Origin of the sequence: Acinetobacter sp. Ac_3412, from assembly GCF_013072675.1 — a bacterium.
GTDB classification, from domain to species: Bacteria; Pseudomonadota; Gammaproteobacteria; order Pseudomonadales; family Moraxellaceae; genus Acinetobacter; species Acinetobacter higginsii.
This window is the reverse complement of the sequence record NZ_LXUJ01000010.1, coordinates 80746-106529: the sequence shown is the minus strand read 5'-3', so window position 1 is coordinate 106529 and position 25784 is coordinate 80746. Positions and strand designations below refer to the sequence as shown.

The 25784-nt window shown below is 39.7% G+C and carries 22 protein-coding genes; 13 read left to right on the top strand and 9 right to left on the bottom strand.

The features are described from left to right. The first annotated feature begins 343 nt into the window (after window positions 1-343). From A7P54_RS12335 to A7P54_RS12325, 3 genes are all read left to right on the top strand, one after another. Window positions 344-1690 carry an MFS transporter gene (locus A7P54_RS12335; RefSeq protein ID WP_005202492.1) on the top strand — a complete coding sequence of 449 codons (1347 nt, stop codon included), beginning with the start codon at window positions 344-346 and terminating at the stop codon, window positions 1688-1690. 83 nt (window positions 1691-1773) lie between these two features. Next, window positions 1774-2910, top strand: a complete 1137-nt coding sequence (locus tag A7P54_RS12330; RefSeq protein WP_171549756.1) for a porin — start codon at window positions 1774-1776, stop codon at window positions 2908-2910. Window positions 2911-3060: 150 nt separating this feature from the next. Then, window positions 3061-4266, top strand: coding sequence for an MFS transporter (locus A7P54_RS12325; RefSeq protein WP_171549755.1), 1206 nt, complete (start codon window positions 3061-3063; stop codon window positions 4264-4266). Window positions 4267-4596: 330 nt separating this feature from the next. Here A7P54_RS12325 and A7P54_RS12320 read toward each other — a convergent pair whose 3' ends face one another. Continuing rightward, complete coding sequence (locus A7P54_RS12320; RefSeq protein WP_004808459.1) at window positions 4597-5784, bottom strand: trypsin-like peptidase domain-containing protein; 1188 nt, start codon at window positions 5782-5784, stop codon at window positions 4597-4599. A gap of 188 nt (window positions 5785-5972) precedes the next feature. Here A7P54_RS12320 and A7P54_RS12315 point away from each other — a divergent pair, with 188 nt between their 5' ends. The 3 genes from A7P54_RS12315 to A7P54_RS12305 all read left to right on the top strand — a co-directional run bounded on the left by A7P54_RS12315 (window position 5973) and on the right by A7P54_RS12305 (window position 8557). After that, entirely contained in the window at window positions 5973-6731 is a 759-nt protein-coding gene (locus A7P54_RS12315; RefSeq protein WP_171549754.1) for a Nif3-like dinuclear metal center hexameric protein, read from the top strand. Between the two features lie 348 nt (window positions 6732-7079). Next, window positions 7080-7700: a superoxide dismutase gene (locus tag A7P54_RS12310; RefSeq protein WP_171549753.1), complete on the top strand. Its 621-nt coding sequence runs from the start codon at window positions 7080-7082 to the stop codon at window positions 7698-7700. 230 nt (window positions 7701-7930) lie between these two features. Further along, a complete protein-coding gene (locus A7P54_RS12305; protein WP_005202479.1) occupies window positions 7931-8557 on the top strand; it encodes a superoxide dismutase in 627 nt (208 codons plus the stop codon). 306 nt (window positions 8558-8863) lie between these two features. On the opposite strand, the gene A7P54_RS12300 is transcribed toward A7P54_RS12305, so the two are convergent. Continuing rightward, window positions 8864-10468 (bottom strand): isocitrate lyase, encoded by a 1605-nt coding sequence (locus A7P54_RS12300; protein WP_171549752.1) that lies wholly within the window; start codon window positions 10466-10468, stop codon window positions 8864-8866. Between the two features lie 530 nt (window positions 10469-10998). Here A7P54_RS12300 and A7P54_RS12295 point away from each other — a divergent pair. Further along, on the top strand, window positions 10999-12000 hold the full coding sequence (locus tag A7P54_RS12295) for a LysR family transcriptional regulator (protein ID WP_004808464.1): 1002 nt from the start codon (window positions 10999-11001) through the stop codon (window positions 11998-12000). A gap of 201 nt (window positions 12001-12201) precedes the next feature. Then, window positions 12202-13530 carry a hemolysin family protein gene (locus tag A7P54_RS12290; protein ID WP_171549751.1) on the top strand — a complete coding sequence of 443 codons (1329 nt, stop codon included), beginning with the start codon at window positions 12202-12204 and terminating at the stop codon, window positions 13528-13530. A gap of 37 nt (window positions 13531-13567) precedes the next feature. Here the strand turns inward: A7P54_RS12290 and A7P54_RS12285 are convergent, their stop codons facing one another. Continuing rightward, a complete protein-coding gene (locus A7P54_RS12285) occupies window positions 13568-13831 on the bottom strand; it encodes a 50S ribosomal protein L7/L12 (protein ID WP_171549750.1) in 264 nt (87 codons plus the stop codon). Window positions 13832-13898: 67 nt separating this feature from the next. Further along, complete coding sequence (locus tag A7P54_RS12280; RefSeq protein ID WP_171549749.1) at window positions 13899-14414, bottom strand: hypothetical protein; 516 nt, start codon at window positions 14412-14414, stop codon at window positions 13899-13901. Window positions 14415-14631: 217 nt separating this feature from the next. Here A7P54_RS12280 and A7P54_RS12275 point away from each other — a divergent pair, with 217 nt between their 5' ends. Further along, entirely contained in the window at window positions 14632-15183 is a 552-nt protein-coding gene (locus tag A7P54_RS12275) for a DUF2239 family protein (RefSeq protein ID WP_171549748.1), read from the top strand. 155 nt (window positions 15184-15338) lie between these two features. After that, window positions 15339-16211, top strand: coding sequence for a DMT family transporter (locus A7P54_RS12270; protein WP_171549747.1), 873 nt, complete (start codon window positions 15339-15341; stop codon window positions 16209-16211). A gap of 125 nt (window positions 16212-16336) precedes the next feature. Here the strand turns inward: A7P54_RS12270 and cysN are convergent, their stop codons facing one another. The 5 genes from cysN to A7P54_RS12245 all read right to left on the bottom strand — a co-directional run bounded on the left by cysN (window position 16337) and on the right by A7P54_RS12245 (window position 22972). Next, complete coding sequence (gene cysN / locus A7P54_RS12265; RefSeq protein ID WP_171549746.1) at window positions 16337-17950, bottom strand: sulfate adenylyltransferase subunit CysN; 1614 nt, start codon at window positions 17948-17950, stop codon at window positions 16337-16339. A gap of 83 nt (window positions 17951-18033) precedes the next feature. Further along, on the bottom strand, window positions 18034-18942 hold the full coding sequence (gene cysD / locus A7P54_RS12260) for a sulfate adenylyltransferase subunit CysD (protein ID WP_004808480.1): 909 nt from the start codon (window positions 18940-18942) through the stop codon (window positions 18034-18036). A 322-nt stretch (window positions 18943-19264) separates the two neighbouring features. Beyond that, complete coding sequence (locus A7P54_RS12255; protein WP_005202471.1) at window positions 19265-20704, bottom strand: capsule assembly Wzi family protein; 1440 nt, start codon at window positions 20702-20704, stop codon at window positions 19265-19267. 144 nt (window positions 20705-20848) lie between these two features. Beyond that, the gene (gene lysS, locus A7P54_RS12250; RefSeq protein WP_005183758.1) at window positions 20849-22375 is read right to left on the bottom strand and encodes a lysine--tRNA ligase; all 1527 of its coding nucleotides are present in this window, start codon (window positions 22373-22375) and stop codon (window positions 20849-20851) included. A 159-nt stretch (window positions 22376-22534) separates the two neighbouring features. Next, window positions 22535-22972, bottom strand: a complete 438-nt coding sequence (locus A7P54_RS12245) for an SRPBCC domain-containing protein (RefSeq protein WP_005202469.1) — start codon at window positions 22970-22972, stop codon at window positions 22535-22537. Between the two features lie 348 nt (window positions 22973-23320). Here A7P54_RS12245 and rubA point away from each other — a divergent pair, with 348 nt between their 5' ends. The 3 genes from rubA (at window position 23321) to estB (ending at window position 25779) form a co-directional block, all read left to right on the top strand. Continuing rightward, window positions 23321-23485 carry a rubredoxin RubA gene (gene rubA, locus A7P54_RS12240; protein WP_004678010.1) on the top strand — a complete coding sequence of 55 codons (165 nt, stop codon included), beginning with the start codon at window positions 23321-23323 and terminating at the stop codon, window positions 23483-23485. Between the two features lie 83 nt (window positions 23486-23568). After that, window positions 23569-24750: a rubredoxin reductase RubB gene (rubB, locus tag A7P54_RS12235; protein ID WP_171549745.1), complete on the top strand. Its 1182-nt coding sequence runs from the start codon at window positions 23569-23571 to the stop codon at window positions 24748-24750. Between the two features lie 84 nt (window positions 24751-24834). After that, window positions 24835-25779, top strand: a complete 945-nt coding sequence (gene estB, locus A7P54_RS12230) for an esterase EstB (RefSeq protein WP_216077107.1) — start codon at window positions 24835-24837, stop codon at window positions 25777-25779. Window positions 25780-25784: the final 5 nt, after the last annotated feature.

The window sequence follows — 25784 nt, the reverse complement described above, 5'->3', positions numbered from 1 at the left end:
ATTGTGCAATCTTTCAAAGCAAAATGATCAAAAATCACGCACCACGAGAACGCAATTTCCAGAAGATTGTCTAACATAGGCGCCTTCTATCTACAACCCCACATTTATACCAATATTCTTGATTCACTCAATACTCTGATAAACACCTTGATGATTAACATTTTAAATTATTCATTTGGTTAATTTATTTTTCTGGCACGGCACTTGCTATATATCAAACACATTGAATCAACGACGATTCATAAACATATTTGATGACGGCCAACGACGTCCGTTCTGTTCGATTTGCTTAATCAGCGTAATGCCTAAGCAAAATAAATGACGTGCAGTTCAGGAGAAAGTTATGTCTTCACCAATGAATATTGATGCAAAAAAAGCCACAGAAATAAAATTATTTAGCTTTTCTACACCTGCCATGCGTGCTTTCCATATGACATGGCTGGCATTCTTCGTCTGTTTCTTTGCGTGGTTTGCCTGTGCTCCCCTCATGCCAGTTATCAAAGGCGAGTTCAATTTAACCAAAGACCAGATTGCCAATATCAACATTGCAGCCGTTGCGATTACCATTTTAATTCGACTGATTGTTGGCCCATTGTGTGATAAATACGGTCCACGCAAAACCTATACCGCACTTTTACTCCTCGGCAGTATTCCTGTGTTTGGTGTTGCTGCTGCCAACACCTATGAATCCTTTCTGTTCTTCCGACTATTGATTGGTGCAATTGGTGCAAGCTTTGTGATTACCCAATATCATACCAGTGTGATGTTTGCACCCAATGTGGTGGGGACGGCCAATGCTGCTTCTGCAGGTTGGGGTAATGCAGGTGGTGGTGCGACACAAGCCATCATGCCTTTGATTCTTGGGGCTATCGTTATGTTCGGTGTAGAACAAGCGATGGGATGGAGAATTGCGTTACTTGTACCTGGCATCATGATGCTAATCGTAGGTGTCCTGTATTGGAAGCTTACTCAAGATTGCCCTCAAGGAAACTTTAAAGAGCTCCGTGAGCAAGGTATCGAAGTTGGTGCTGGCAAAAAAGGCGGTGTTGCGATTCTGATGCAAGCAGCCCGTAATTACCGTGTTTGGATTCTATTTGTTTCTTATGCTGCCTGTTTTGGTATTGAAATTTTTATTCATAACATTGCTGCAATGTACTATGTCGATCACTTCAATATGGGCTTAAAAGAAGCAGGTCTAACCGCAGGTATTTTTGGTTTACTTGCATTGTTTGCCCGGGCATTGGGAGGTTATCTTTCAGATAAGGTTGCTATATCAAAAGGTTTAGATGGCCGCACAAAAGTATTGTTTATCATGATCCTATGTGAAGGCTTATTCCTCATACTTTTTTCTCAGATGAATACTGTCGCACTTGCAATTATCAGCATGACCGTTTTTGCCTTGTTTACCCATATGTCTTGCGGTGCAACTTACGCGCTTGTGCCATTTATTGATCGCAATGCTTTAGGTGGTGTAGCAGGTATCATCGGTGCAGGCGGTAATGTCGGTGCAGTTGCTGCAGGCTTCTTACTCAAAGGTTTACTCGACGTACAAACCTGCCTGATGATTTTAGGTGCTTTGGTGACCGTAGCCGCATTCAGTGTCATCCTCATTCGCTTCTCGGTCGAACATAAAGCCAAAGAACAACAATTGTTCGAGCAAGCTGTATTAGAACGTAACTCTCTCGCTTAATCACAACACATTTTGTGTGGGATAAACCCTCCCACACGATTTCCAAATTAAATACTTCAACACCATTTTTCAGGGGTCTCAATATGAAATTGAATCTTCTTGGCTTTGCCATGCTTGGATGCTTAACCAGTACTACTTTTGCAGCACCTACACTTTATGGGGAAATTGATGCAAGTATCGATTACTTGCCAGAAAAAAATGCCAACAGCTCAAATAAAGATGTGTGGGAAATCAGCTCCAATAGCTCCTATCTGGGTATTAAAGGAGATGAGAAACTAACTGAACGCCTAAGTGCGGTCTATGCAATTGAATGGGGATTAAGTGCTGACGGCGATGGAACAGACTGGACGCAACGAAACCGCTTTGTCGGATTAAAGGACAGTCAACTCGGCACTATCAAAGTGGGTAAACATGATACGCCGGTCAAACAGCTCTCAAGCACAGTTGATATTTTCAATAATTATGTGGCAAATAAAGCAGATATTGGCGGGATTCTGACTGGAGAAAACCGTATCGATAACGTCGTTCTCTATGAATCGCCAGCCATTCATCTCTCTCAAGGCGTGGTTAAACTGAATGCTCTGCTCGCCACGGGAGAATCATCTGGCATTAAAACATCCAGCGGCGGCGCAAAAGTCGCAGGTCGTGGTTTAGCTGATGCATGGTCTGCCAGTCTAGTCTATGAACATCCATTTTTTGTCGCAGGTCTTGGCTATGACAAAGCCATTCCGAGCACCTTTGCAGGACGTGGCTTTCTTAATGCAGCCACAGGACAGGCATATACAGCCGACACGCAAGCTTTTGCCACAGCAAATACCATTCGTGCCATCGGACGTTTAAATCCGATTGAAGGCTTGGCGATTAAAAGCCTGTATCAACGCTCCGAAGTAGAACAAACCAGCTATGCAGACCCAGCTGAAGCAACAAAATGGACCGCAAAAGCCAACAATATTGATGATGCTCAAGGTTGGTTAGTGGGTGCCGAATATATTCTTCCAAATGCAAAAAAATGGATGCTCAAAGCACAATATAGCCAGAATGATACTCGCTTTAAAAACACCGCAGCTGATTTTAAAGCCAAACAAATCATGGCTGGGGCTGATTATGCCTTTAATAAGCAGGTGAAAAGCTATGGCTATGTAGGTTATTTAACACTTGAACAAGCAGATAAAAAAGACAAGCAACCTGTTGTCGGATTAGGTTTGGAACTTAAGTTCTAAATTATATCCTGCCATTTGAAACAAAACGGTCAACTTACAGTTGACTGTTTTGATGACTTTGCATCTTGTCACAATAATTTTTGCAGGGAATCGAAATATGGCGAGAAGTATTTTAGAATACTTTTCACTTATTCCAAGATTACAACAACAATGTCAAACCCTCAATTTTCCAAACAATTGATCTATATGCTGATCGGAAGTGCGCTGATTCTGGCCCTTTCATTGGGTGTACGCCATGGCTTTGGTTTATATCTGGTACCCATGAGCGATAGTTTTGGTTGGGGCCATCATATTTTTAGTTTTGCGATTGCCATGCAAAACCTGATCTGGGGGGCTGCACAACCCTTTACCGGTGCGATTGCTGACAAGTACGGTACTAAAAAAGTCGTGATGGCTGGGGGTGTACTCTATGCTATTGGCTTAGTCCTTATGGCATTTAGCTCTACGGGGCTATTACTTAACCTCAGCTTAGGGCTCGTGATTGGACTCGCCTTATCTGCGACCTCTTTTACAGTATTGCTTTCTGCCGTTGGTCGCGCTGCGCCACCAGAGAAACGTAGTATGGTCATGGGGATTGCCAGTGCTGCGGGTTCATTTGGGCAGTTTATTATGCTGCCTTCAACCCTGTTACTCCTTAAAACAATTGGTTGGTCTTCTGCTTTACTGGTAAGTGCTTTTGCTATCGCATTTATTGTCCCGCTGGCTTGGTTATTGAAATCCCCTTCCTCTGCAGCACCGAAAGCACTGAATCAGCCCAGCTTAAGCTTTAAACAGGTTTTACACATCGCAAGAAAGCACAAACCTTTTTGGTGGTTATCCCTCGGCTTTCTGGTCTGTGGTTTCCAAGTGGTATTTTTAGGCGTACACCTACCTGGTTATTTAATAGATCATGGCTTTGATGCCACAACAGGTACGATATTCTTGGCACTGGTCGGTCTATTTAATATTGTGGGGACCTATGGTGCAGGTTGGTTAGGTGATCGCTATTCAAAACCTAGGCTGCTGATGCTGCTTTATGGTTTACGCGGCATTGCCATTATTGCTTTTCTCTTGCTTCCGCTCAGCACATTGACCATTTATAGTTTTGGGATCATTATGGGACTACTCTGGCTTTCAACAGTTCCGCTCACCAACGGGATTGTGGCCAATATGTTTGGGGTCAAATATTTATCCATGCTCAGTGGTATTGTGTTCTTTACCCATCAAATCGGCTCATTCTTTGGTGGCTGGCTCGGTGGGGTCAATCATGATATTGCAGGCAACTACAATATGATCTGGCTCGCCTGTTTAGTGCTAAGTGCTTTTGGTGTTGTCATCCATCTTTTCGTGAATGAAGAGGCAGTGATTCATGACTAATATAGAACGTCATTTTAAGTTGCTATTGTTTGTCACGCTTCTGTGCTTGATGAGTCTTTCGATCTTAGTCTGGTTTCAAACCCCTGATTTATTTGAGTACTTCAATCAAGCATTTTGTGCACATTAAGGCAAATAGCACATATTTAATCTTTGTCATATAAACATCAAAGCGCTGTCATCAAACCATCAAATTTCGATGCTTTAATGAAAAATAAAAACGTCGATAAAATGCAAAAAGCGTGTTGATCAGTCGATCAACACGCTTTTTTTTATGACTTCAAATAAATAAAGGCTGCTCATTGGCAGCCCTTATTTATCATCAAAGCGAGCTTACTGTTGTTGACGCTTAGGCAATGGAATATATTGCGATTGTGCATTTTGTTGCACTTTACGCTCTCCAACTTTAACCTGCAAAGTTTGTTGTTTGCCTTCACGCTCAATCACCACATCAATTAAACTTTCTGGTGCTTGTAACGCAACATAATTGATCAAGTGTGATGCAGATGAAATTTGCTCATTATTCACTTGAATAATCTTATCGCCACGCTTAATCCCTGCAGAATCAGATGGTCCGCCACGTAATACATCTGCAACAGTGACACCAACTGGTTTAGCAGTCAAAACATCTTCATCAATGTTATTTGGAATTAAGCTAATTCCTAACCAACCGCGTACCACACGCCCATCTTTCAAGATTGAATTAAGAACTTGCTGACACACTTTGGCAGGTATCGCAAAACCAATCCCGAGTGAACCACCCGATTGCGAGAAGATGGCCGTATTGACCCCAATCAAATTACCCGCAACATCAATCAATGCACCACCCGAGTTACCTGGATTAATCGCAGCATCCGTTTGAATAAAGTCTTCATAGGTATTGATGCCCAAATCCGAACGTCCCGTAGCAGAGATAATCCCTTGAGTCACAGTTTGACCGACACCAAATGGGTTACCAATCGCGAGCACAACATCACCCACTTCATTACCACTTAATTTAAATGGCAACACCGGTAATTTATCCAATTCAATTTTGATTACCGCCAAATCGGTGTCTGGATCAGTGCCAACCACGGTCGCTTCAGCACGGCGCCCATCTTGTAAAGCCACAACAATATGCTCAGCCTGCGCAATCACATGATTATTCGTTAAAATATAACCATCCGCACGTACAATGACGCCTGAACCCAAACTGTTTTCGTTTTGAGGTTGTTGCGGCATTTGATTGCCAAAAAACTCACGAAATACAGGATCATTCAATAATGGATGATTCATCTGTTTCACTTTCTGTGTGGTAAAGATATTCACCACAGCAGGTGCCGCCACTTTGACCGCAGCACTATACGAAACCACCCCACCCGTACGCGTGGTATCAATCAGTGGTTCAACCTTTTCTGCTGGCATTTTTACCCCATCAGCAGCCACCGTTGGTTTCGGTTGATGTGATTTCTGCCAAGCCAGAAAACTAAATATAACAAGAATGAGTAATACCCAAGGTAACCATGTAAATGCACGGCGCACGTCTATTATCCTCTAGGCGAAATTATGTAATGAACGTAATTTATTGAAGAACTGGAAGTTTCCACCATTGTAAAGTAAATTGCTTAAAATCAATGCAAAAGTTAAAAAAGTTTTGTCTAGCTTTAGTTACATTTGAAAATATGTTCTTATTGTTGCTGAGAAAAGATGTAAATCATTTGAGGAATCGCATGGCAAATTTGCATGACATTGTGCAATGGTGTAACCAGACTTTAAAAGCCAATGAATTTAAAGACTACGCGCCAAACGGCTTACAGATCGAAGGTAAGCCTGAAGTCAATAAAATTGTATGTGCCGTGACTGCATCTGAAGATGCAATTGATGCTGCAATTGCCCAACAAGCCGATGCATTACTGGTCCATCATGGTTATTTCTGGAAAGGTGAACCCTACCCAATTACAGGCATGCGCGGCAATCGTATCAAGAAACTGATTCAAAATAATATTTCCCTGATCGCGTATCACCTGCCTTTGGATGCACATCCAACTTTGGGCAATAACATCGCTATTGCCGATTTGATCAGTCTAAAAGATTTAGAAGCTTTGGACCCAAGTGAAAAGCATCCAATTGGCAACATTGCCTATTTAGACAATCCGCTAAGTCCAGAACAATTTAAGGCGAAGTTACAGAGCATTTTTGACTTTAATGTGATTCATCTACCAAGTGATAAAACTGTAATTAAAAAAGTAGGCTTCTGCACAGGCGGTGCTCAAGATTTTATTGCAAAAGCAGCTCAAGCAGACTGTGATGCTTATATTTCTGGCGAAGTTAGCGAACGTACTTTTTATGAAGCAAAAGAACTAGGGGTACATTATTTTGCATGTGGTCACCATGCAACTGAACGTTATGGTGTACAGCGTTTAGCACAGGCCATTACCAAACAGTTTTCAATCAAAACCGAATACTTCGAACTCAACAATCCGATCTAGTTCGAGTCAACCATTTGAAGGAGTGGAATTATTTGCACTCCTTCTCTTCATAATTTTTAAATGAATCCAGTTTCAACTTAAGATTTGCGCTAGCACCACCAGCATTTCAGCATCTTTACCTTATCTTTGGTCTTATAAAGCCTAACTCAGAACACATCTCCTTTCTTTCATTGGCAAGCCAATTCAAGACCCAACAGACAAATGATAAATAAAATTTATTTTTTACTCCATTTTGCATAGATAAAAGCGAATTAAAAGATATTGATTCTCATTTGCTTTTAAATGAATAATGAAGGCGCTTCAATTCATCGTAATAAAACCACATTGATTACAAAAGGAATCAAACATATGGCTTATTCTTTACCTGCGCTTCCTTATGCATATGATGCACTCGAACCGAACATTGATACCAAAACCATGGAAATTCATCATAGCAAACACCATCAGACCTATATCAATAATATTAATGGTGCAATTGAAGGCACAGAATGGGAAAAACTCCCTGTAGAGGAACTGGTCGCCAAAGTGAATGAAGTTCCAGCAGACCTTAAAAATATGGTGATCAATAATGGTGGCGGACATGCCAATCATTCACTGTTTTGGACAGTCATGAGCCCGCAAGGTGGTGGTGAACCAACAGGTGCTATTGCTGAAGCCATTGATCAGCAACTTGGCGGTTTCGATGCTTTTAAAGATGCATTCACCAAGGCAGCGATTAGTCGTTTTGGTAGTGGCTGGGCATGGCTGAGTGTGACACCTGAACATAAATTAGTGGTCGAAAGCAGTGGCAACCAAGACTCGCCACTGATGCACGGCAATACACCTATTTTAGGTCTGGATGTATGGGAACATGCGTATTATTTAAAATACCAAAATCGCCGTCCTGAATATATTGCTGCATTTTACAATGTCGTGGATTGGAATGAGGTCAATCGCCGTTATCACCAAGCATTACAAGCAAAAGTCTAATAATTTTCGAATCAGCTCGGCCTGATTCAGTATCCCCATAAAAAACGGGTTAGAGTGTTTTAGGGCGTTCACTAAACGAGCTAAAAACTCTAATCATTGTTGTATGGTATATGTCTCATAACGAAATTTTTTGCATATTTTGTGTATTAAAAGACTGCCCTATTGTCTATAGAATCATTTACAATAAAGGCACTTAATGTAAAACCCAGCAAATTTGCAAGGAATGAAACATGACAACCATTACTTTACCTGCACTTCCATATGGCTATGATGATTTAGCGCCACACATCACTCGCGAAACTTTAGAATACCATCACGACAAACACCACAATACTTATGTTGTTAACTTAAACAACTTAATCAAAGGTACAGACCTTGAAGGTAAATCTTTAGAAGAAATCATCAAAGCGTCTGCTGGTGATGCATCTAAAGCAGGTATCTTTAACAATGCTGCGCAAGTATGGAACCACACGTTCTACTGGAACAGCATGAAGCCAAATGGTGGTGGTAAACCTACAGGTGCGATTGCAGCGAAAATTGAAGAAGCTTTTGGTAGCTACGAAAAGTTTGCAGAGGAATTTACTGCTGCTGCAACAACTCAATTCGGTTCAGGTTGGGCTTGGTTAGTTGCTGATGAAGTAAACGGTAAATTATCGATTACTAAAACTGCCAATGCAGATACGCCACTTGCACATGGCCAAGTTGCAGTATTAACCATCGACGTATGGGAACACGCTTACTACATCGACTTCCGTAACTTACGTCCTAAGTACATCGCAACGTTCCTAGAAAGCTTAGTAAACTGGGACTATGCAAATGCAAAACTTGCAGGTCAACCAGCAGGTGTTGAGAAATAATTTATTATTTCCCAAACTTAAAAGACTGCTCTTTATGAGCAGTTTTTTTATGCTTATATTTTGATGGAATCATTCAACTCAGCCATTCAATTCACTTGCTCTTTTTAAATAAAGTCTCTTTTACATCGTCCTTAGATTAATAAAGATAGATCTCATTGAATAAATTCTTTCAATAGAAAGCGTCTCATCACGAATAATCAGAAAGACCCTAATTAGTTTTCTTGAAACAAATATTCAGTCTTAAGTATTTATTTAAAACAATAAAAAACCCTGCTTTCGCAGGGTTTTTTTGAATCAGTTCATTGCTTAGTGAGCAGCGAATTGGTTCATTGTGTTTTTAGCATCATCGTGCGCTTTAAGAGCGTTGTCACCAGAGAAGATTTCTTTGTGATCATCACCGATGTCAGAACCCGCCATTGCTTGGTGTTTAACACAAGCGATACCACCACGGATTTCTTTACGTTGTACGCCAGCAACATAAGCCAACATACCTTCAGAACCGAAGTAACCTTGTGCAAGCTCATGAGTAGAAAGAGCAGCAGTGTGGTAAGTCGGAAGTGTGATCAAGTGATGGAATACACCCGCTTCACGAGCAGCATCTGCTTGGAATGTACGGATCTTAGCGTCAGCATCAGCAGCTAATTCAGTAGCATCGTACTCAGCGCTCATTAATTTAGCACGGTCGTAAGCAGAAACGTCTTTACCTTCAGCAACCCAACGGTCGTAAGCTTGTTGACGGAAGTTTAAAGTCCAGTTGAACGATGGGCTATTGTTATAAACAAGCTTCGCATTTGGAACAGTTTCACGTACACGGTTAACCATGTGAGCGATTTCTTCTACGTTTGGAGTCGCAGTTTCGATCCAAAGAAGGTCAGCACCATTTTGAAGGCTAGATACACAGTCAAGTACCACACGGTCAATTTGAGTGTCAGCACGGAACTGATATAAACCAGAAGCTAAACGCTTAGGACGGTGTAATTTACCATTACGTTTGATCAAGATTTCATCTTCTTGAGCATCAGCAATGTCAATTTCAGTTGTGTCTAAGTAGCTGATATATTGAGAAGCGATGTCACCTGGCTCTTTAACCACTGGGATTTTTTGAGTCAAGTCAGCGCCTTCAGAGTCAGTACGTGCAACGATGATACCGTCATCAAGACCCATTTCTAAGAATGCATAACGTAATGCATGGATTTTAGCGATGAAGTCTTCGTGTGGAACTGTTACTTTACCAGCTTGGTGACCACATTGTTTCGCATCAGATACTTGGTTTTCGATTTGAAGTGCACAAGCACCCGCTTCGATCATCTTACGAGCAAGTAAGTAAGTCGCTTCTTCGTTACCGAAACCAGCATCGATGTCCGCAATAATTGGTACGATGTGAGTTTGGAAACCGTCGATTTGAGCAGTGATTTCAGCAGCTTTAGCAGTATCACCAGCTTCGTTTGCTTTTTTAAGCGCACGGAATAAATCATTAAGTTCTTTCGCATCAGCTTGACGTAAGAAAGTGTAGATTTCTTCGATCAAAGCAGGTACAGAAGTTTTTTCATGCATAGATTGGTCAGGAAGTGGACCAAATTCTGAACGAAGTGCAGCAACCATCCAACCAGAAAGGTAGATATAGCGACGTTCAGTTGTACCGAAGTATTTTTTGTTCGCAATCATTTTTTGTTGCGCGATAAAACCGTGCCAGCAACCTAATGATTGAGTATATTTGCTAGAATCAGCATCATAAGCAGCCATATCACGACGCATAATCGCAGCTGTATATTTAGCAATATCTAAACCAGTTTTGAATTGGTTTTGCATTTGCATACGCGCAGCATCTTCTGGGCTAATATCGCGCCAAGTGTCGCCGAATTTTGCTTTTAGTTCGCGGATTGCATCAATCGCTGTTTGATATGTAGACATGATATATTCCTTTTGCGGATTGGCATCGAATGATCGCTAATAAATCCTGATTTTAATTAGTCTAGATTTAAAGCACCTCATCAACATGTATCACAGCTTAGTCTTTGGCAAGTGTTTTATCCAATATTCTGGCTTAATCTTCAGTATTTTCTAAAAAAATATATGTATAACCATTTTTCAAAAACACAAAAAACACCATTTAAATAATTGTTTTTATTAACCTTACAAAATACACAACTTGAACCAACCATAAAATTTTAACCCCATTTTCTAGACTCATCAGTTCAGAAAAAGCTGAAATTTGCTTATTTAAGTTGCAGAAAATGACAATTTTTCTGTGTATTTTTCTTAAATTTGAATAAAAAATTACGCCATAAAAAGCCGTCAAAATTAAATAATTCGACAGAATGTGCCAAGTTGCAGCCTAAGCATTGAGGCTGTTGCTTTTATGTAGGATTAAGTTACACAAATCCCTTTGGATATGTCATAATTCAAGGCAATTCAAGGATTTTATTTTCGGTATTTTTTTTATGAATCTGGAGCGCGTCGATCTCAATTTATTAATTTATCTTGACGTACTTCTTCGTGAAAAAAATGTCACCCGCGCAGCAGAGCAATTGGGTGTCACCCAGCCTGCGATGAGTAATATTCTGCGTCGTTTACGTAATTTATTTAACGACCCTCTACTCATTCGTTCTTCTGAGGGCATGACGCCAACAGAACGTGCATTAGAATTACAGCCACGTATTCGAGATGCATTAGCTGATCTGTCAATGATCCTTGAACCGCGTACTGAATTCCGTCCTTATACCAGTAATCGTGTATTCCGGATTATGACATCCGATTATGCCGAAGCAACTTTAGTTCCACGTTTAGTAAAAGCTTTACGCTCAGAAGCACCAAATGTGGTCTTGGATTTCTTAACACCAAGTGACGTGTCCTACCGTGATATGGAGCAAGGTAAAGTTGATCTAGCCATTAACCGCTTCAACGAAATCCCGCAAAGCTTCCATCAGGTTCTGGTATGGCGTGACAGTTTTAGCTGTATTTTAAATGATAAGCACCCTGCAGTTACTCACCTCAATTTAAAAAGCTATTTAGATGCACAGCATATTTGGGTATCTAAAACAGGTATGGGTGTCGGCTTTGGTGTCAATCCAGAAAAACAAGCTGGATTAGGTTGGATTGATCAAGCTTTAGAGCGTATCGGTCAACGCCGTAAGATTTCTGTATTTACCCGTCATTATCAAATGCCAGCACTGTTGGCACAAAATGTAGATTTAATCGCGACGCTACCAACACGTATGGCGCGCTTACAAACACAGAATCCTAGACTGGTTATAAAGGATCCTCCATTCTATATTCCAGAATTTGAACTTAAAATGGCTTGGTGTCCGTTGTTGCATCATCACCCTGCTCATCGTTGGCTACGACAACTTATTCTATTTGTTGCACGTCAAATGATTGAGGAAGAAAATCGTGAGTATTTGTTGAATAATGGCAATTCACAATTACCACATAGCTTTTTCTAAACAGACACATTAACAAGATGAAATTTCAGCCATATCTTCTGTATGGCTGATTGTTTTAATAATAATATCAATAAAATTTTATTTCTTTTACTTATTGATAGTTTATATTCTCTTAAAGAATAAGCGAGTGAAATAATGCGTTACAAACAATTATTTGCATAAGCGACTTTATAGGCTGTGTCCTATCAACATAGGTGATGTATGGATATTTTACAAAGCATGATGATTCTAGTTCTTCTAGTCGCATGTTCATTCTTTTTATCCTTATCTGAAATCGCGATTGCAGGATCACGAAAACTCAAACTCAAACTCATTGCTGAAAGCGGTGAGGAAAGAGCAAATAAAGTCATCGAGTTACAAGAAAACTCAGCAGACTTTTTTGCATCCACCCAAGTCGGCGTGAATGCTGTTGCAATCCTGGGGGGTATTGTCGGTGAATCCTCATTGCGTCCTTACTTCCACAACTTGGCGACTGAGCTTTATCCAGGGCCTTGGGCAGATACCATCGGATTCAGCTTATCTTTTTTAACAGTCACTTCCCTATTTATCTTATTTGCTGATTTGATGCCAAAACGTTTGGCCATGATTTTCCCAGAAAAACTAGCTATTAAAGTCATCAATCCAATTACGATCTTTATCAAAATCTGCAGACCATTGGCTTGGTTTATTAATATTATTGCAAATTCAATTTTTAGAATCTTTAAAATTGATACTAAACGCGATGATAGTATGACTTTTGATGATATTTCTGCCATCGTAAATGCCGGCGCACAAGCTGGTGTCTTACAAAAACAAGAACATCATTTCATTGAAAATGTATTTGAACTTGAAGAACGAACTGTTCCATCCAGCATGACGGCACGAGAAAATATTGTTTATTTCACCTTGAATGAACCTGAACAGAGTATTCGTCAAAAACTGGCTGAACACCCTTATTCAAAATTCTTAGTGTGCAGTGAACATATTGATCAAGTGATTGGTTATGTCGATGCCAAAGATATTCTGGTACGCATCTTAAATAATCAGTCCTTTACCCAACTCAATGAATCGACCATCCGTAATGTCCTGATTATTCCAGACTCTTTAACCTTGTCTGAATTACTGGATCGTTTCCGCTCGACCAAAGAAAAGTTTGCTGTTGTGATCAACGAGTATGCTTTGGTTGTTGGTGTTATTACGCTCAGCGATATTATGATCACGGTTATGGGCGACTGGGTTACACCGATGGATGAGGAAAAGCAGATTATCAAACGTGATAATCATTCTTGGCTCATTGATGGCAGTACACCAATTGAAGATGTAAAACACGCGCTAACCATCGAAGAATTCCCGGAAAATGAAAATTACGAAACGATTGCAGGCTTTATCATGTATCGTTTGCGCAAAATCCCTCGCCCTGCTGATGCTGTTGAATATGCTGGTTTCAAATTTGAAGTTGTCGATATCGATCATTATAAAATTGACCAATTACTGGTGACTCAAGTTTTACCAAATTTGGAAGGCGAATCTCCAACATCCCAAGATGATTAATCTTAATCAATAAAAAAAGCCCATAGATGGGCTTTTTTTATTTCATAACAAACCAGATCACGGTAGCCAATATCAGTAAAATTAAAATAACGACTTTGATTCCACCACGGCTACGTTGCACCAATTGCTCTTGAATCTGTGCCTGTTCCTGCGGATGATCCTGCAAATACTGATCAATTAAATCTTTAGATTCCTTAAGACCTAAACCTGTTTTTTCTCGCGTGATCTTGATTGCATCAATCAGTTGCCCTGCATGAAGCATGGCTAAAGCTTCTGCAGGAATCGTCGGTGGTAAATTCATAAAAGTAACAATCCTTGTTATTTTCTATTGGTAACCGCATTGATCAGAACAGGATATTTATAATTCCTTAATTCCCACCATACATGGAGATGAGTTCATCCAAGGTCGCTTGATAGTGAATACCAATGTCTTCTGCCAAGATCTTATAGGCATTATCAAACTGAACCATTGGCCAACCTTCTTTCCAAAATGGGAAAATATTGTGTAGACCTTCTGTCACAATTGCATCTTCACGGCTAATCGCTTGAGCAACCTGAGCTAAAACCTGAGCGGTTTCTGCACCATCAATCGCTAAATAATCAATACCACGCACTTTTAAAATACGGATACGATCTTTTTTATAGCGAATTTTTTTCGCCTGACCTGCATTCAAACCTAATGCCAGCGTAACCGCTTCTACAAACTTTTCTTCAAAGCTTGTATTCAGTGCAACCAAAGCTTGTTTGTGTGCTTCTTGACGCCCAGCCTTCCCCCCATTACGGATAATCTCATTTGCTTCCGTATCCAGCTTATCTTTTTTCATAGACTGTAAAATGTCTAAAATTTCGATATCGCTTAAAGATTCAGGAGATTGCTCAATCATGGGAGTCCTAATACACAAAAATAAAAAAACATTGTCTCATAAAAGCGATATCAAAGCAGAATAAAATTGAAAATTGGCATTCTATCTGCATCATTTTTTATGTCAGGTTTCAGAGCTGGCTCTCCAACTGAATCAGATCTTTTGAAGCTATATTTATTTGCATAATTACTTTTACCCTGATAATATTATTTTACCCGTATAAAATAAACCAAAGAAAATGAATATTCAAACAACAACCTATACTGCCTTTTCAGGGAGTACATTGATCGCAACTGGGCAACCTGCTGAGCTTGCAATTAAGATTAAACTTAGGCCTAAGACAACTGAAAATATTTTAATTTTCAATGATCAAACTGGCCGACAGGTTGATCTTAATCTTTCTGGTTCTGAACAAGAAATTCATCAACGTTATAGCGAGCCTGAGCCAACAAAGAAAGTTGGACGACCGAAACTCGGCGTCATCTCCCGTGAAATTACCTTACAGAAAAAACATTGGGATTGGTTAGATCAGCAGAGTTCCAGTGCATCTGCTGTGATTCGGAAGTTGATTGATAAAGAGCTGAATGATCCAACTTCTGAAAGCAATATCATGCTCGCCAAACAATCTACCGACCACTTTATGTCTGCCATGTTGGGCAATATGCCAAATTATGAAGAGGCAACCCGTGCTTTATATCAGGGTGATCAAGCGAATTTCTTAAAGATGATTCAAGATTATCCTAAAGATATAAAAAACTATTTAGTTTTCAAAACAAATCATATTTTCTAAATATATTCTTTTTATCATTTGTTAAAATAACTTGCTCTATCCGTCTTAGATGGTAGAGCATTTTTATAACCACCAAGTGAAAATCATAGTCTAGTGATCATATAAAACTGATATTCAAAGACCTAAAAATATAGATATTAAAAAGGATAAGTAAAATGGTCAAACTTAAGAATGAGAATTTCCTTTATATTAGCCTATTTGTTTTGCTCTGGGGAAGTGCTGCTATTTTTACCAAATGGGGACTTCATCATGGTGCTGCAATTCCTTTTCTGTTTTTCCGTTTTTTGATTGCTACCGCATTAATTTTATCCTTCTGTGTGATTTCAAAACAGCCTTTTTACCCACAAAACACCTCTTTTAAATATGTCATATTGACGGGTTGCTTTTTAATTACGGGTTATACCCTATTTTATTTTTTATCCCTTGAATTTGGAATTTCACCAGGGCTCCTTTCCACCATCCTTGCATTACAACCTATTCTGACCTTTTTTATTACAGAGAAAAGTTTTTCCAAAGTTAAGCTCACAGGGTTATTACTTAGTTTTTTTGGAATTATTTGTTTGGTTTATAACAATATGTTTGTCAATAAATTATCTTTATGGGCAACGCTTGCTTCAATTATGTGCCTGACATGTATTACGGCAGGTGTGATTCTACAAAGAAAAATTTCTGAAAAACCATGGCACGTTTTACCACTGCAATATGCAATTTCTTTGATTTTCATAATCCTAATCACCCCTTTTCAATCATTTAATTTTGAAATGAATTGGGGCTTTTGGATTCCAGTTTTATATCAAGGCATCATTGTTTCTGTGATTGCCCAACTTATTTTCTATAAATTATTACAATCAGGAAATCTGGTGAATACAACCAGCTTATTCTATCTTGTGCCCCTTGTGACTTTGATACTCGACTTTATGATTTTTAATACGCAACTTTCTACTTTCGACTACGTTGGAATTACAGCGATCTTGAGTGGTGTTTATTTAGTGTATAGGAAAGCAGTTAAACCAAGTTGCACGACATAATATCAAAACTATAACTGCAAAGAATACAATGAGTAAATATTCAACAGAACCAATTCCAACATTTTTTAGCCCACTCAAATAAAAAAACCCGCTTCCGCGGGTTTTTTCAAAATCAATTCAGCCGATTAAAGACGAACTAACTCCACCACTTTCTCAGCGGCTTCTTCAACCGTTTCAGCAGCAATCTCGGTATCTGTACCTTCAACAGTCGTAGTGATAATTACAACACCTGTTTCACGCAACAATGCAATTTGCTCAGCAGTTAAATTGGCTTTCGCAATCGCAACTACACCCTGCTGGATCAACAAGCTTTCTAAAGCTTGAGCTTTCTCGATCAACGATGCAGAAACACCAATCACCGCAGGCTTCTGACCTAAACGAGCAGCACGGTCTTCCGCAGTCACAGGATTGCTGTGTGCTGTCCATTCAACTGCCGCTTCAACCATACCAGCACCAACAGTCACGTTGCTTAGACGGTCAATAAAGATGAATGAACCAGTGTAACGGCTGTCTTGATATTGATCGAAGACCACTGGCGCATCAAACTCAACTACAACATCCGCAATTGCATTCAACTCAAGCTCTTCAACTTGCGTGTGTTCCAACGTATTCACATTGACACGGAAGTTAATTGCCGTCACTTTCGCTGGAACAGTTTGAGTCCCAATTTTGACATTGTACAGTTTGCCTTTTACCAGCGGATGCTCATTCATCCAGACCACTGATGCACGCACACTACGTGAAATCAATGGTTGCTCGCCTGCACGGACCAAAACGTTACCACGAGAAATATCAATTTCATCGTTTAACGTTAAAGTGACTGCTTGACCAGCAACGGCCTGTTCTAGGTTGCCATCAAAAGTGACGATTTCTTTAACTGTTGATTTTTTGCCAGATGGCAAGGCAATAATTTCATCACCAACATTCACTTGACCAAGCGCAATCGTACCTGCGAAACCACGGAAATCGAGGTTTGGACGATTCACATATTGAACAGGGAAACGGAATTCACGTTTATTTGATTCACGTTTAATTTCCACTGATTCAAGAAGGTTCATCAAGGTTTGACCCTTGTACCATGGCGTACTTGCTGATGGATTAACAACGTTGTCGCCATTCAATGCCGAGATCGGTACGAACACAATATTTTCAGGGCGACGATCACCAAGTTGACTCACGAAAGCATCATATTCAACTTGAATTTCATTGAAACGTGCTTCAGAGAACTCAACCAAGTCCATCTTGTTAATCGCAACAACGATATTTTTAATACCCAATAAGCTTGCGATAAATGAATGACGACGAGTCTGTGTTTGCACACCATAACGTGCATCGATCAAGATAATCGCAAGATCGGCAGTAGATGCACCAGTCGCCATGTTACGCGTGTATTGTTCATGTCCAGGGGTATCGGCAATGATGAACTTACGTTTTTCTGTAGAGAAATAACGATAAGCCACATCAATGGTAATACCCTGCTCCCGTTCAGCCTGTAAGCCATCAACCAGTAAGGCAAGATCAGGTGCATCACCTGTAGTACCCACTTTCTTACTGTCACGTGTTACTGCTTGCAATTGATCTTCATAAATCAATTTAGAATCGTAAAGTAAACGACCGATTAAGGTGCTTTTACCATCGTCAACATTACCGCACGTCAAAAAGCGTAATAAATCTTTTTGCTCATGCTGTTTTAAATATCCCAAGATGTCTTGGCTAATAAGATCTGATTGATGAGACATTGCTCAAAACTCCACATATTCTTTAGAAATCGGTTTTAATCTCCCTAAATCCCTCTTTTAAAAGAGGGACTTGCTTCAGGAAATTAGAAATAACCTTCTTGCTTTTTCTTTTCCATCGAACCAGCCTCATCATGGTCAATCATACGACCTTGACGCTCTGAGCTAGTGGCTAAAAGCATTTCTTGGATAATTTCAGGCAAGGTATCTGCTTCAGACTCAACTGCACCAGTTAACGGGTAACAACCAAGTGTACGGAAACGTACCGATTTCATTTGTGGAACTTCACCTTCTTTTAAGCGCATACGCTCATCATCGACCATGATTAACGTACCACTACGTTCAACTACAGGTCGAACTGCAGAGAAATAGAGAGGAACGAGTTGAATATTTTCCAAATAGATATATTGCCAGATATCTAACTCAGTCCAGTTAGACAATGGGAATACACGAATACTTTCGCCTTTGTTCACTTTACCGTTGTAAAGGTTCCAAAGTTCTGGACGTTGGTTTTTTGGATCCCAACGATGTTTATTATCACGAAATGAATACACACGCTCTTTGGCACGAGATTTTTCTTCATCACGGCGTGCACCACCAAAAGCAGCATCAAACTGATACTTATCCAAAGCTTGTTTTAAACCTTGGGTTTTCATGATGTCCGTATATTTTGAACTGCCGTGATCAAACGGATTAATTCCCGCCTCACGACCTTCTACATTTTGATGCACGATCAGATCAAAGCCATGGGTTTTTGCCATGTTGTCACGGAAAGCAATCATGTCTTTAAACTTCCAACCCGTATCTACATGCAGTAGTGGGAATGGGAGTTTCGCTGGATAGAATGCTTTTAATGCCAAATGCAACATTACTGCCGAGTCTTTACCAATCGAGTAAAGCATCACAGGGTTTTCAAATTCAGCTGCAACTTCACGAATAATATGAATACTTTCTGCCTCAAGTTGCTTGAGGTGAGTTAATCTATTTTCAGTCATGTACAATTTCCTCCTTATCCATGCTATCCATAAAATCTATAAGTGGGATTAAACCACCACTTTGAAGACTGTGTGGAGGAACGAGTGCCATAACAACTCCAATTTTTCATGATATAGATATTCTTACTGGTGGCAAAAAACCACTCAATAGCGGTTATTCATTATAATAATTTAGATCCAGTTCTTTAGCTTGTTTTTTCATATCAATATGCAAAATTATGATATAAAAATAAGATTATGGAATATCAATACAATCTATTCCTCACCAAAAAATATAAAAAAAGAAGCCAAAAGGCTCCTTTTTTCAAAGGTTTAAAACCTATCAAAAACCGAACATTTTCCGTTCTAATGGAATTTCAACACCAACAGAAACACCACCATCACTGCCATTCAAATCAGAATCACTGACCCAACCATTCACTTTTAATGGAATTGTTGGTTTCAAGTAATGTGTCCAAGTCAAATCAAGAGCTTTTATTGTATCTTGCTTTGGAAATGCCTCATTAATTCTTAAATCTAATGGATTCACCTTGGTATAAAGCAAACGACCATTTAAACGGTTCATTGTATCAAAACGAATATCACCACCAACCGAATACATTTGACCATCACCACCCATTGCATGGCCTAAAGAAAAACCATGTTGATAATAGCCATCTTTGTAAACATAATGATTATATGAAACACCATCTACTTTTCCATTACTACGCGTATCTGCCCATTCTGCATAGAGTTGATACGGCATATTTTTATAAGAAGAAGAGAAATCTATACCCGCTAAATACATCTTTTTAGCAGGGAGTCCACCGGCTTCATCTTCCCCCACATATTGTCCATAAACACCGACAGGGACTTGTAGTAATGGTTGTGTATTCAACCGAAAATCAAATCCTGCAATCTGATTTGACTTATCAGTATCATAATCAAGATTATCATTACCTTTAATGGCATTCCAAAGTGAGTCCAAACTTTCTGAACGGCCTTCACCGCCCCATTGCAATACACGTGATGCACCAAGTTCAAGATAAGACAAAGGTTGTGCCGTTACACGTAAACCAAGCAGTTTTGCATCAGGAACAGCCTTATAATCATCCAATTGCCCAGCAAATGCTTGATACTGCCAAGGACCAATCCAAGATAACCATTTGCTCTCAAATGCATTTTGTACAGCTCGTTGTGCTGTAACACCATACACAGGACGACTCGCATCACCGCGAATCAAACTTCCATCATGCCCAGGACCCCAATAGGTCGGAATCTGACCTGCAATCACCCATTGATTCCAAAGCTTACCAGCAAGATAAGAACCTTCTACATTGACATCATGCCCATTATCAACCAGTGGATCTTTCTCTCCATTCACACGAAGTTTTGCATCCCAATTTTCACCACCTGCATTAAACTCAGCAGCGACCTGATATTGTGATTTTTGGTTATCACCAAATGTTTGAGGAACAGTTTTAAGATCAGAGCCGGCATGTAAACCAAGTTTCACCGTTTCATTATCTGCTTTCAGTGCATTAGCAACTGAATTCACCACCTTTTGCTGAGCATTATTGCTCACTTTCGCTTGGGATAAAGCACGTTGAATTTCATCGCCACTCATTGGCCAAGTCGACGTACTAATTTGAATAACACCTTGTTGGTTCAGCCAATTTAAATCTGTACGTAAATTTGCATCGTTTAAGATGAGACCTTGTGCAAATGTTGCAGAGGAAAGCGAAGCAAATAATGCGACATAAAGCGATTTTTTTAGAAACATATCTAAACTGTTCTCAAATTTATTTATGTGCACATGATCGTTTTTTTACGATCTCTTTTCAATCATCAAATGCAATAATTATATTTTTTTAACCATGAATATAAAAAGCCACTTCATGGAAGTGGCCTTTGAATGAACGGTAAATTAATCTTTCCGGCGCATATGCGGGAACAACAACACGTCACGAATACTCGCAGCATTGGCAAATAACATCACCAAACGATCAATACCGATGCCTTGACCGGCTGTCGGTGGTAAACCATATTCCAATGCTTCGATAAAGTCAGCATCGTAGTGCATTGCTTCATCATCACCTGCATCTTTTTCTGCAACCTGTGCTTGGAAGCGCTCAGCCTGATCAATCGGGTCATTTAACTCAGAGAAACCATTTGCCAATTCACGACCACCGATAAAGAACTCGAAACGATCAGTAATATGTGGATTATCATCATTACGACGAGCAAGTGGTGAAGTTTCAGCTGGATATTCAGTAATGAACGTCGGCTGACGCAGTTTAGTTTCTACGGTTTCTTCAAATACGATAGTTTGTAATTTGCCTAAACCAAAACCAGGTTTCACCTGCTCTTTTAAAACGTCTTTGGTAAATTTGGCCAAGAATTCGCGGTCATTCACATTTTCAGGGGTGAAATCTGGGTTATTCTCAAGAATTGCATCAAACATTGAGATTTTCTTGAACGGGCCTTTGAAGCTATAGACTTCGTCACCATAAGGCACATCGGTAGAACCCAAGATATCAACTGCCAATTTTTCAAGCATGTTTTCAGTCAATACCATCAAGTCTTTATAATCAGCATAAGCTTGATAGAATTCAATCATAGTGAATTCAGGATTGTGACGTGTTGAAACCCCTTCATTACGGAAGTTACGGTTAATTTCAAACACACGCTCAAAACCACCCACTACAAGGCGTTTTAAATAGAGTTCTGGTGCAACACGTAAATACAGTTCCATGTCCAAAGCATTATGATGTGTTACGAATGGCTTAGCAGATGCGCCACCAGGAATCACATGCATCATTGGCGTTTCCACTTCCATGAAGCGTTCATTGGTCAAGAATGCACGAATACCTGCAACTACTTGGGCACGAATTTCGAAAGTTTTACGTGTTTCTTCATTTACGATCAAATCTAAATAACGTTTACGATATTTAGCTTCTGTATCGGTTAAACCATGGAATTTATCTGGAAGTGGACGCAGTGATTTGGTCAGTAATTCAAAACCTTCAAGGTGCACATATAAGTCACCTTTACCCGAACGACCAATATAACCTTCAGCAGCGATGATATCGCCAAGGTCTAAACTTTTAATGGTTTCTAAAATATCAGCTGGCAGACCTTTACGATCCACATAAAGTTGAATACGACCCGTCATATCTTGGATCACCATAAATGATCCACGGTTCAACATCACACGACCAGCAACTTTTACATAAACTTTTTCAGCGCCTTCAATTTGCGCCTTGTCTTGATCTTTAAACTGTTCTTGCAAATCAGCTGCATAGTGCTCACGTTTAAACGTGTTTGGCCACGGGCTCTTACCCGTTTGTTTTGCAGTCTCTTGGATTTGCTTTAATTTGGCATGACGCTGTGCGATTAAATCGTTTTCGGAAAGTGTTTGTTCAGAAGTCGATTGAGCGTTTTGTTGCGTCATCTCTGCCTCGATTAAGTAAAAAATGAAGTGACATAGGATAGCAGATCACAACTCATTTTCGTATTGTTTCAACCAGACAATTCAAAAAAATCAAGATTGATCAGTTTTTGAATCAAGATAACGCAGCAATTTTCCGCTCAACAATCGATTCGCTGTCGCTTATTTCTCCGCTAAATGCTTGACCATGGCAAGTCCCTGATCAAAGCCTTTATTCATAAATTCTGCATGTTCTGGTTGAATATCGACCTCTACATGCAATTGCGTTTCACCATTAAAATCAAACAGCATATATTTTTCCAAAGCACCTGCCCAAGACTTCACGGCCTCACTTTCCAGATCCTCCTTACCGTTCTCAATCATCCCAAGATGCTTAAAAACAATCTCTTTAGGCTCATCGATACTTTCAATGGTAGAGATCATGCCATTGCCTTTGCCATCTCCAAAATAGGTTTTACCACCCACTTTCCAATCCGTAGTCATGGTTGAATCGCATGCAAAGAATTTTGTCCATGCTTGATAACTTTCTGGAGTCCAAAGAACCTCCCAAACTTTTTCAGGGGTCGCATAAATTTTTATATTATAAGATAAGGTTTCCATGTTTTATTCTCCTTGATCATTGTTTTCATCATCATATCTTGATTCTGAATGTTTGTTTTTTATACACACTATATTTATACATTTCGGCTTTTTTTAATTGTATAAGCGTTATATCCCTAAAAAAAATTAGAGTAATTGCTCAAATAACAAGACTTTCAGATAGAATTGCCATATCACTTTTTGAATAAATGATTAAACTCTTGCATTTACTTTACTTAAATGTCGTTCTGCGTAAAAATCTAACTCCCGATTAGCATAAGTTAGTTCCTATTGCAGCGATCATAGCGACATTACGGAATAGTTTTACTGAAAGGCAACTTGAACATACCTATCAGTTTGGAGAGTCACATGAAAAAATATCAATGTATCGTTTGTGGTTGGATTTACGACGAAGCAGAAGGTTGGCCACAAGACGGCATTGCAGCAGGGACCAAATGGGAAGATATCCCAGATGATTGGACTTGCCCAGATTGCGGCGTTTCAAAAGCTGATTTTGAAATGGTTGAAATCTAAATAGATCGAGAAGGCCGTGACAATGATCATGGTCTTTTTTTTGCTATCGTTTGTTTTTAAATAAGAAAATATTGGAGAATAGAATGCATCCTATCGTTATCATCGGATCGGGCATGGCAGGTTACACCGTAGCGCGAGAGTTTCGTAAACTAAGTCCTGAACAAGAACTGGTTATGATCTGTGCAGATGATGCGGTAAATTATGCAAAACCAACATTATCGAATGCCTTTGCAGGGAATAAAGCACCTGAACAAATTGCTTTAGGCGATGCGACAAAGATGGCAACCCAATTGAATATGCGCATTGATGCAGACACATGGGTGAAAGCAATCAATGCCGAAAACCATGAACTTACATTAGAAAAAAATGGGCAAACCATTACCCAACCTTATTCAAAGTTAGTATTGGCTGTCGGTGCAAACCCTATCCGCTTAGCGATTGCTGGTGATGGCAGTGATGACATTCATGTTGTGAACTCATTGGTCGACTATCGTATCTTCCGTGAAAACCTTGCAAAACGTAAAGACAAACGTGTGGTTATTCTTGGTGCGGGTCTGATCGGCTGTGAGTTTGCCAATGACTTATTGCATAGCCAATATGATGTTACGGTAATTGACTTAGCTCCTCAGCCACTTGGTCGTCTATTGCCAAACCATGTCGCTGAAGCCTTTAAGACCAATTTAGAACAAGCAGGCATTAAATTTGCACTCTCCACCACCGTGGAAAAAGTAACCAAGATTAATAATGGTGAAGACTACGAAGTCACTTTAGCCAATGGTAAAACACTGGTCGCTGATATTGTTCTTTCTGCAATTGGCTTACAACCGAATATCTCTTTAGCAAAAGCAGCAGACATTCAAACCAGTCGTGGCATTATTACCAACACACTTTTAGAAACCAATCAAGCGGATATCTACGCCGTTGGTGACTGTGCAGAAGTGAATGGCACTTTATTACCATATGTAATGCCAATTATGCAGCAAGCACGTGCTTTAGCAAAAACGCTTAGTGGTCAAAGCACAGCGGTACACTACCCTGCTATGCCAGTTGCAGTAAAAACACCTGCTGCGCCATTGACGGTTTTACCTGCACCGCTTAATGTGGATGTGAACTGGGAAACTGAAGAGTTTGATGACGGTATGCTTGCCAAAGCAGCTGATGGTGAAGGAACCTTGAGAGGTTTTGTACTGTTAGGCCCAACTGCAGGCAAACAACGTTTAACGCTCACCAAGCTGGTTCCAGACTTGATTCCAGCGCAAGTTTAAGGTTTAAATACGAGAGTTTGTTGAGAAAAGAATTTCCTCCAAACTCTCTAAGCAATAAGAAGAATTCAATTTGGAACGAAGATCATGAACAGTGCCCTCCAATTTAACGTGTCACCATATGCTTCTTTTATGCAGGAAACCAAAGTCACTTTGGGCAATGGCATTGAACTACATGTTGAAATGGGCGGAAATCCTGAGCATCCAACCATATTATTGATCATGGGTTTAGGTGCACAAATGCTGTTTTGGCCTGATTTCTTCTGTAAAGCATTAATCGATCAAGGTTTCCGTGTAGTTCGCTTTGATAATCGCGATATCGGTTTATCTTCTAAAATTCGTAATAAAGGCAAACGACTCAATACCATGAAACTGATGAGTCGTTTCATGTTTGGGCTTCGCAATGAAGGTGCACCTTATACCTTATATGATATGGCCGATGATGTGGCAATGTTGATTGATCAACTTGGCATCGAGAAAGCCTATATTATTGGTGCTTCAATGGGCGGAATGATTTCACAGATTGTTGCTGCGAAATATCCAGAAAAAGTAGAAAAAATAGGTTTACTCTTTACCAGTAATAATCAACCATTTTTACCTCCGCCGTTTCCCAAGCAGCTTTTCAGTTTATTAGGTAAACCTGAAGGGCATGATGAAGAAACAATTATTAATCATAGTTTAAATGTTTTCCGTATTATCGGTTCACCTGGTTATGTCAATCCAGTCGAATCAATTCAAACCATTCGCAAATTATATCGACGTAGTTTTTATCCAGCGGGTGTACTTCAACAATTTTTAGCAATATTATGTACAGGTTCTTTGTTACCATTGAACAAAAAAATTACTCAGCCGACATTGGTTGTACACGGATCAAAAGATCGCCTGTTACCACCAAGTCACGGGAAAGCTGTTGCAAAAGCAATTTCTGGTGCTAAGTTTGAATTAATTCAAGGAATGGGGCATGATATTCCTGCACATTTCATTCCGCAACTTAGTGGTTTGTTTACTCACCACTTTAGATCATCACACTAGGACAC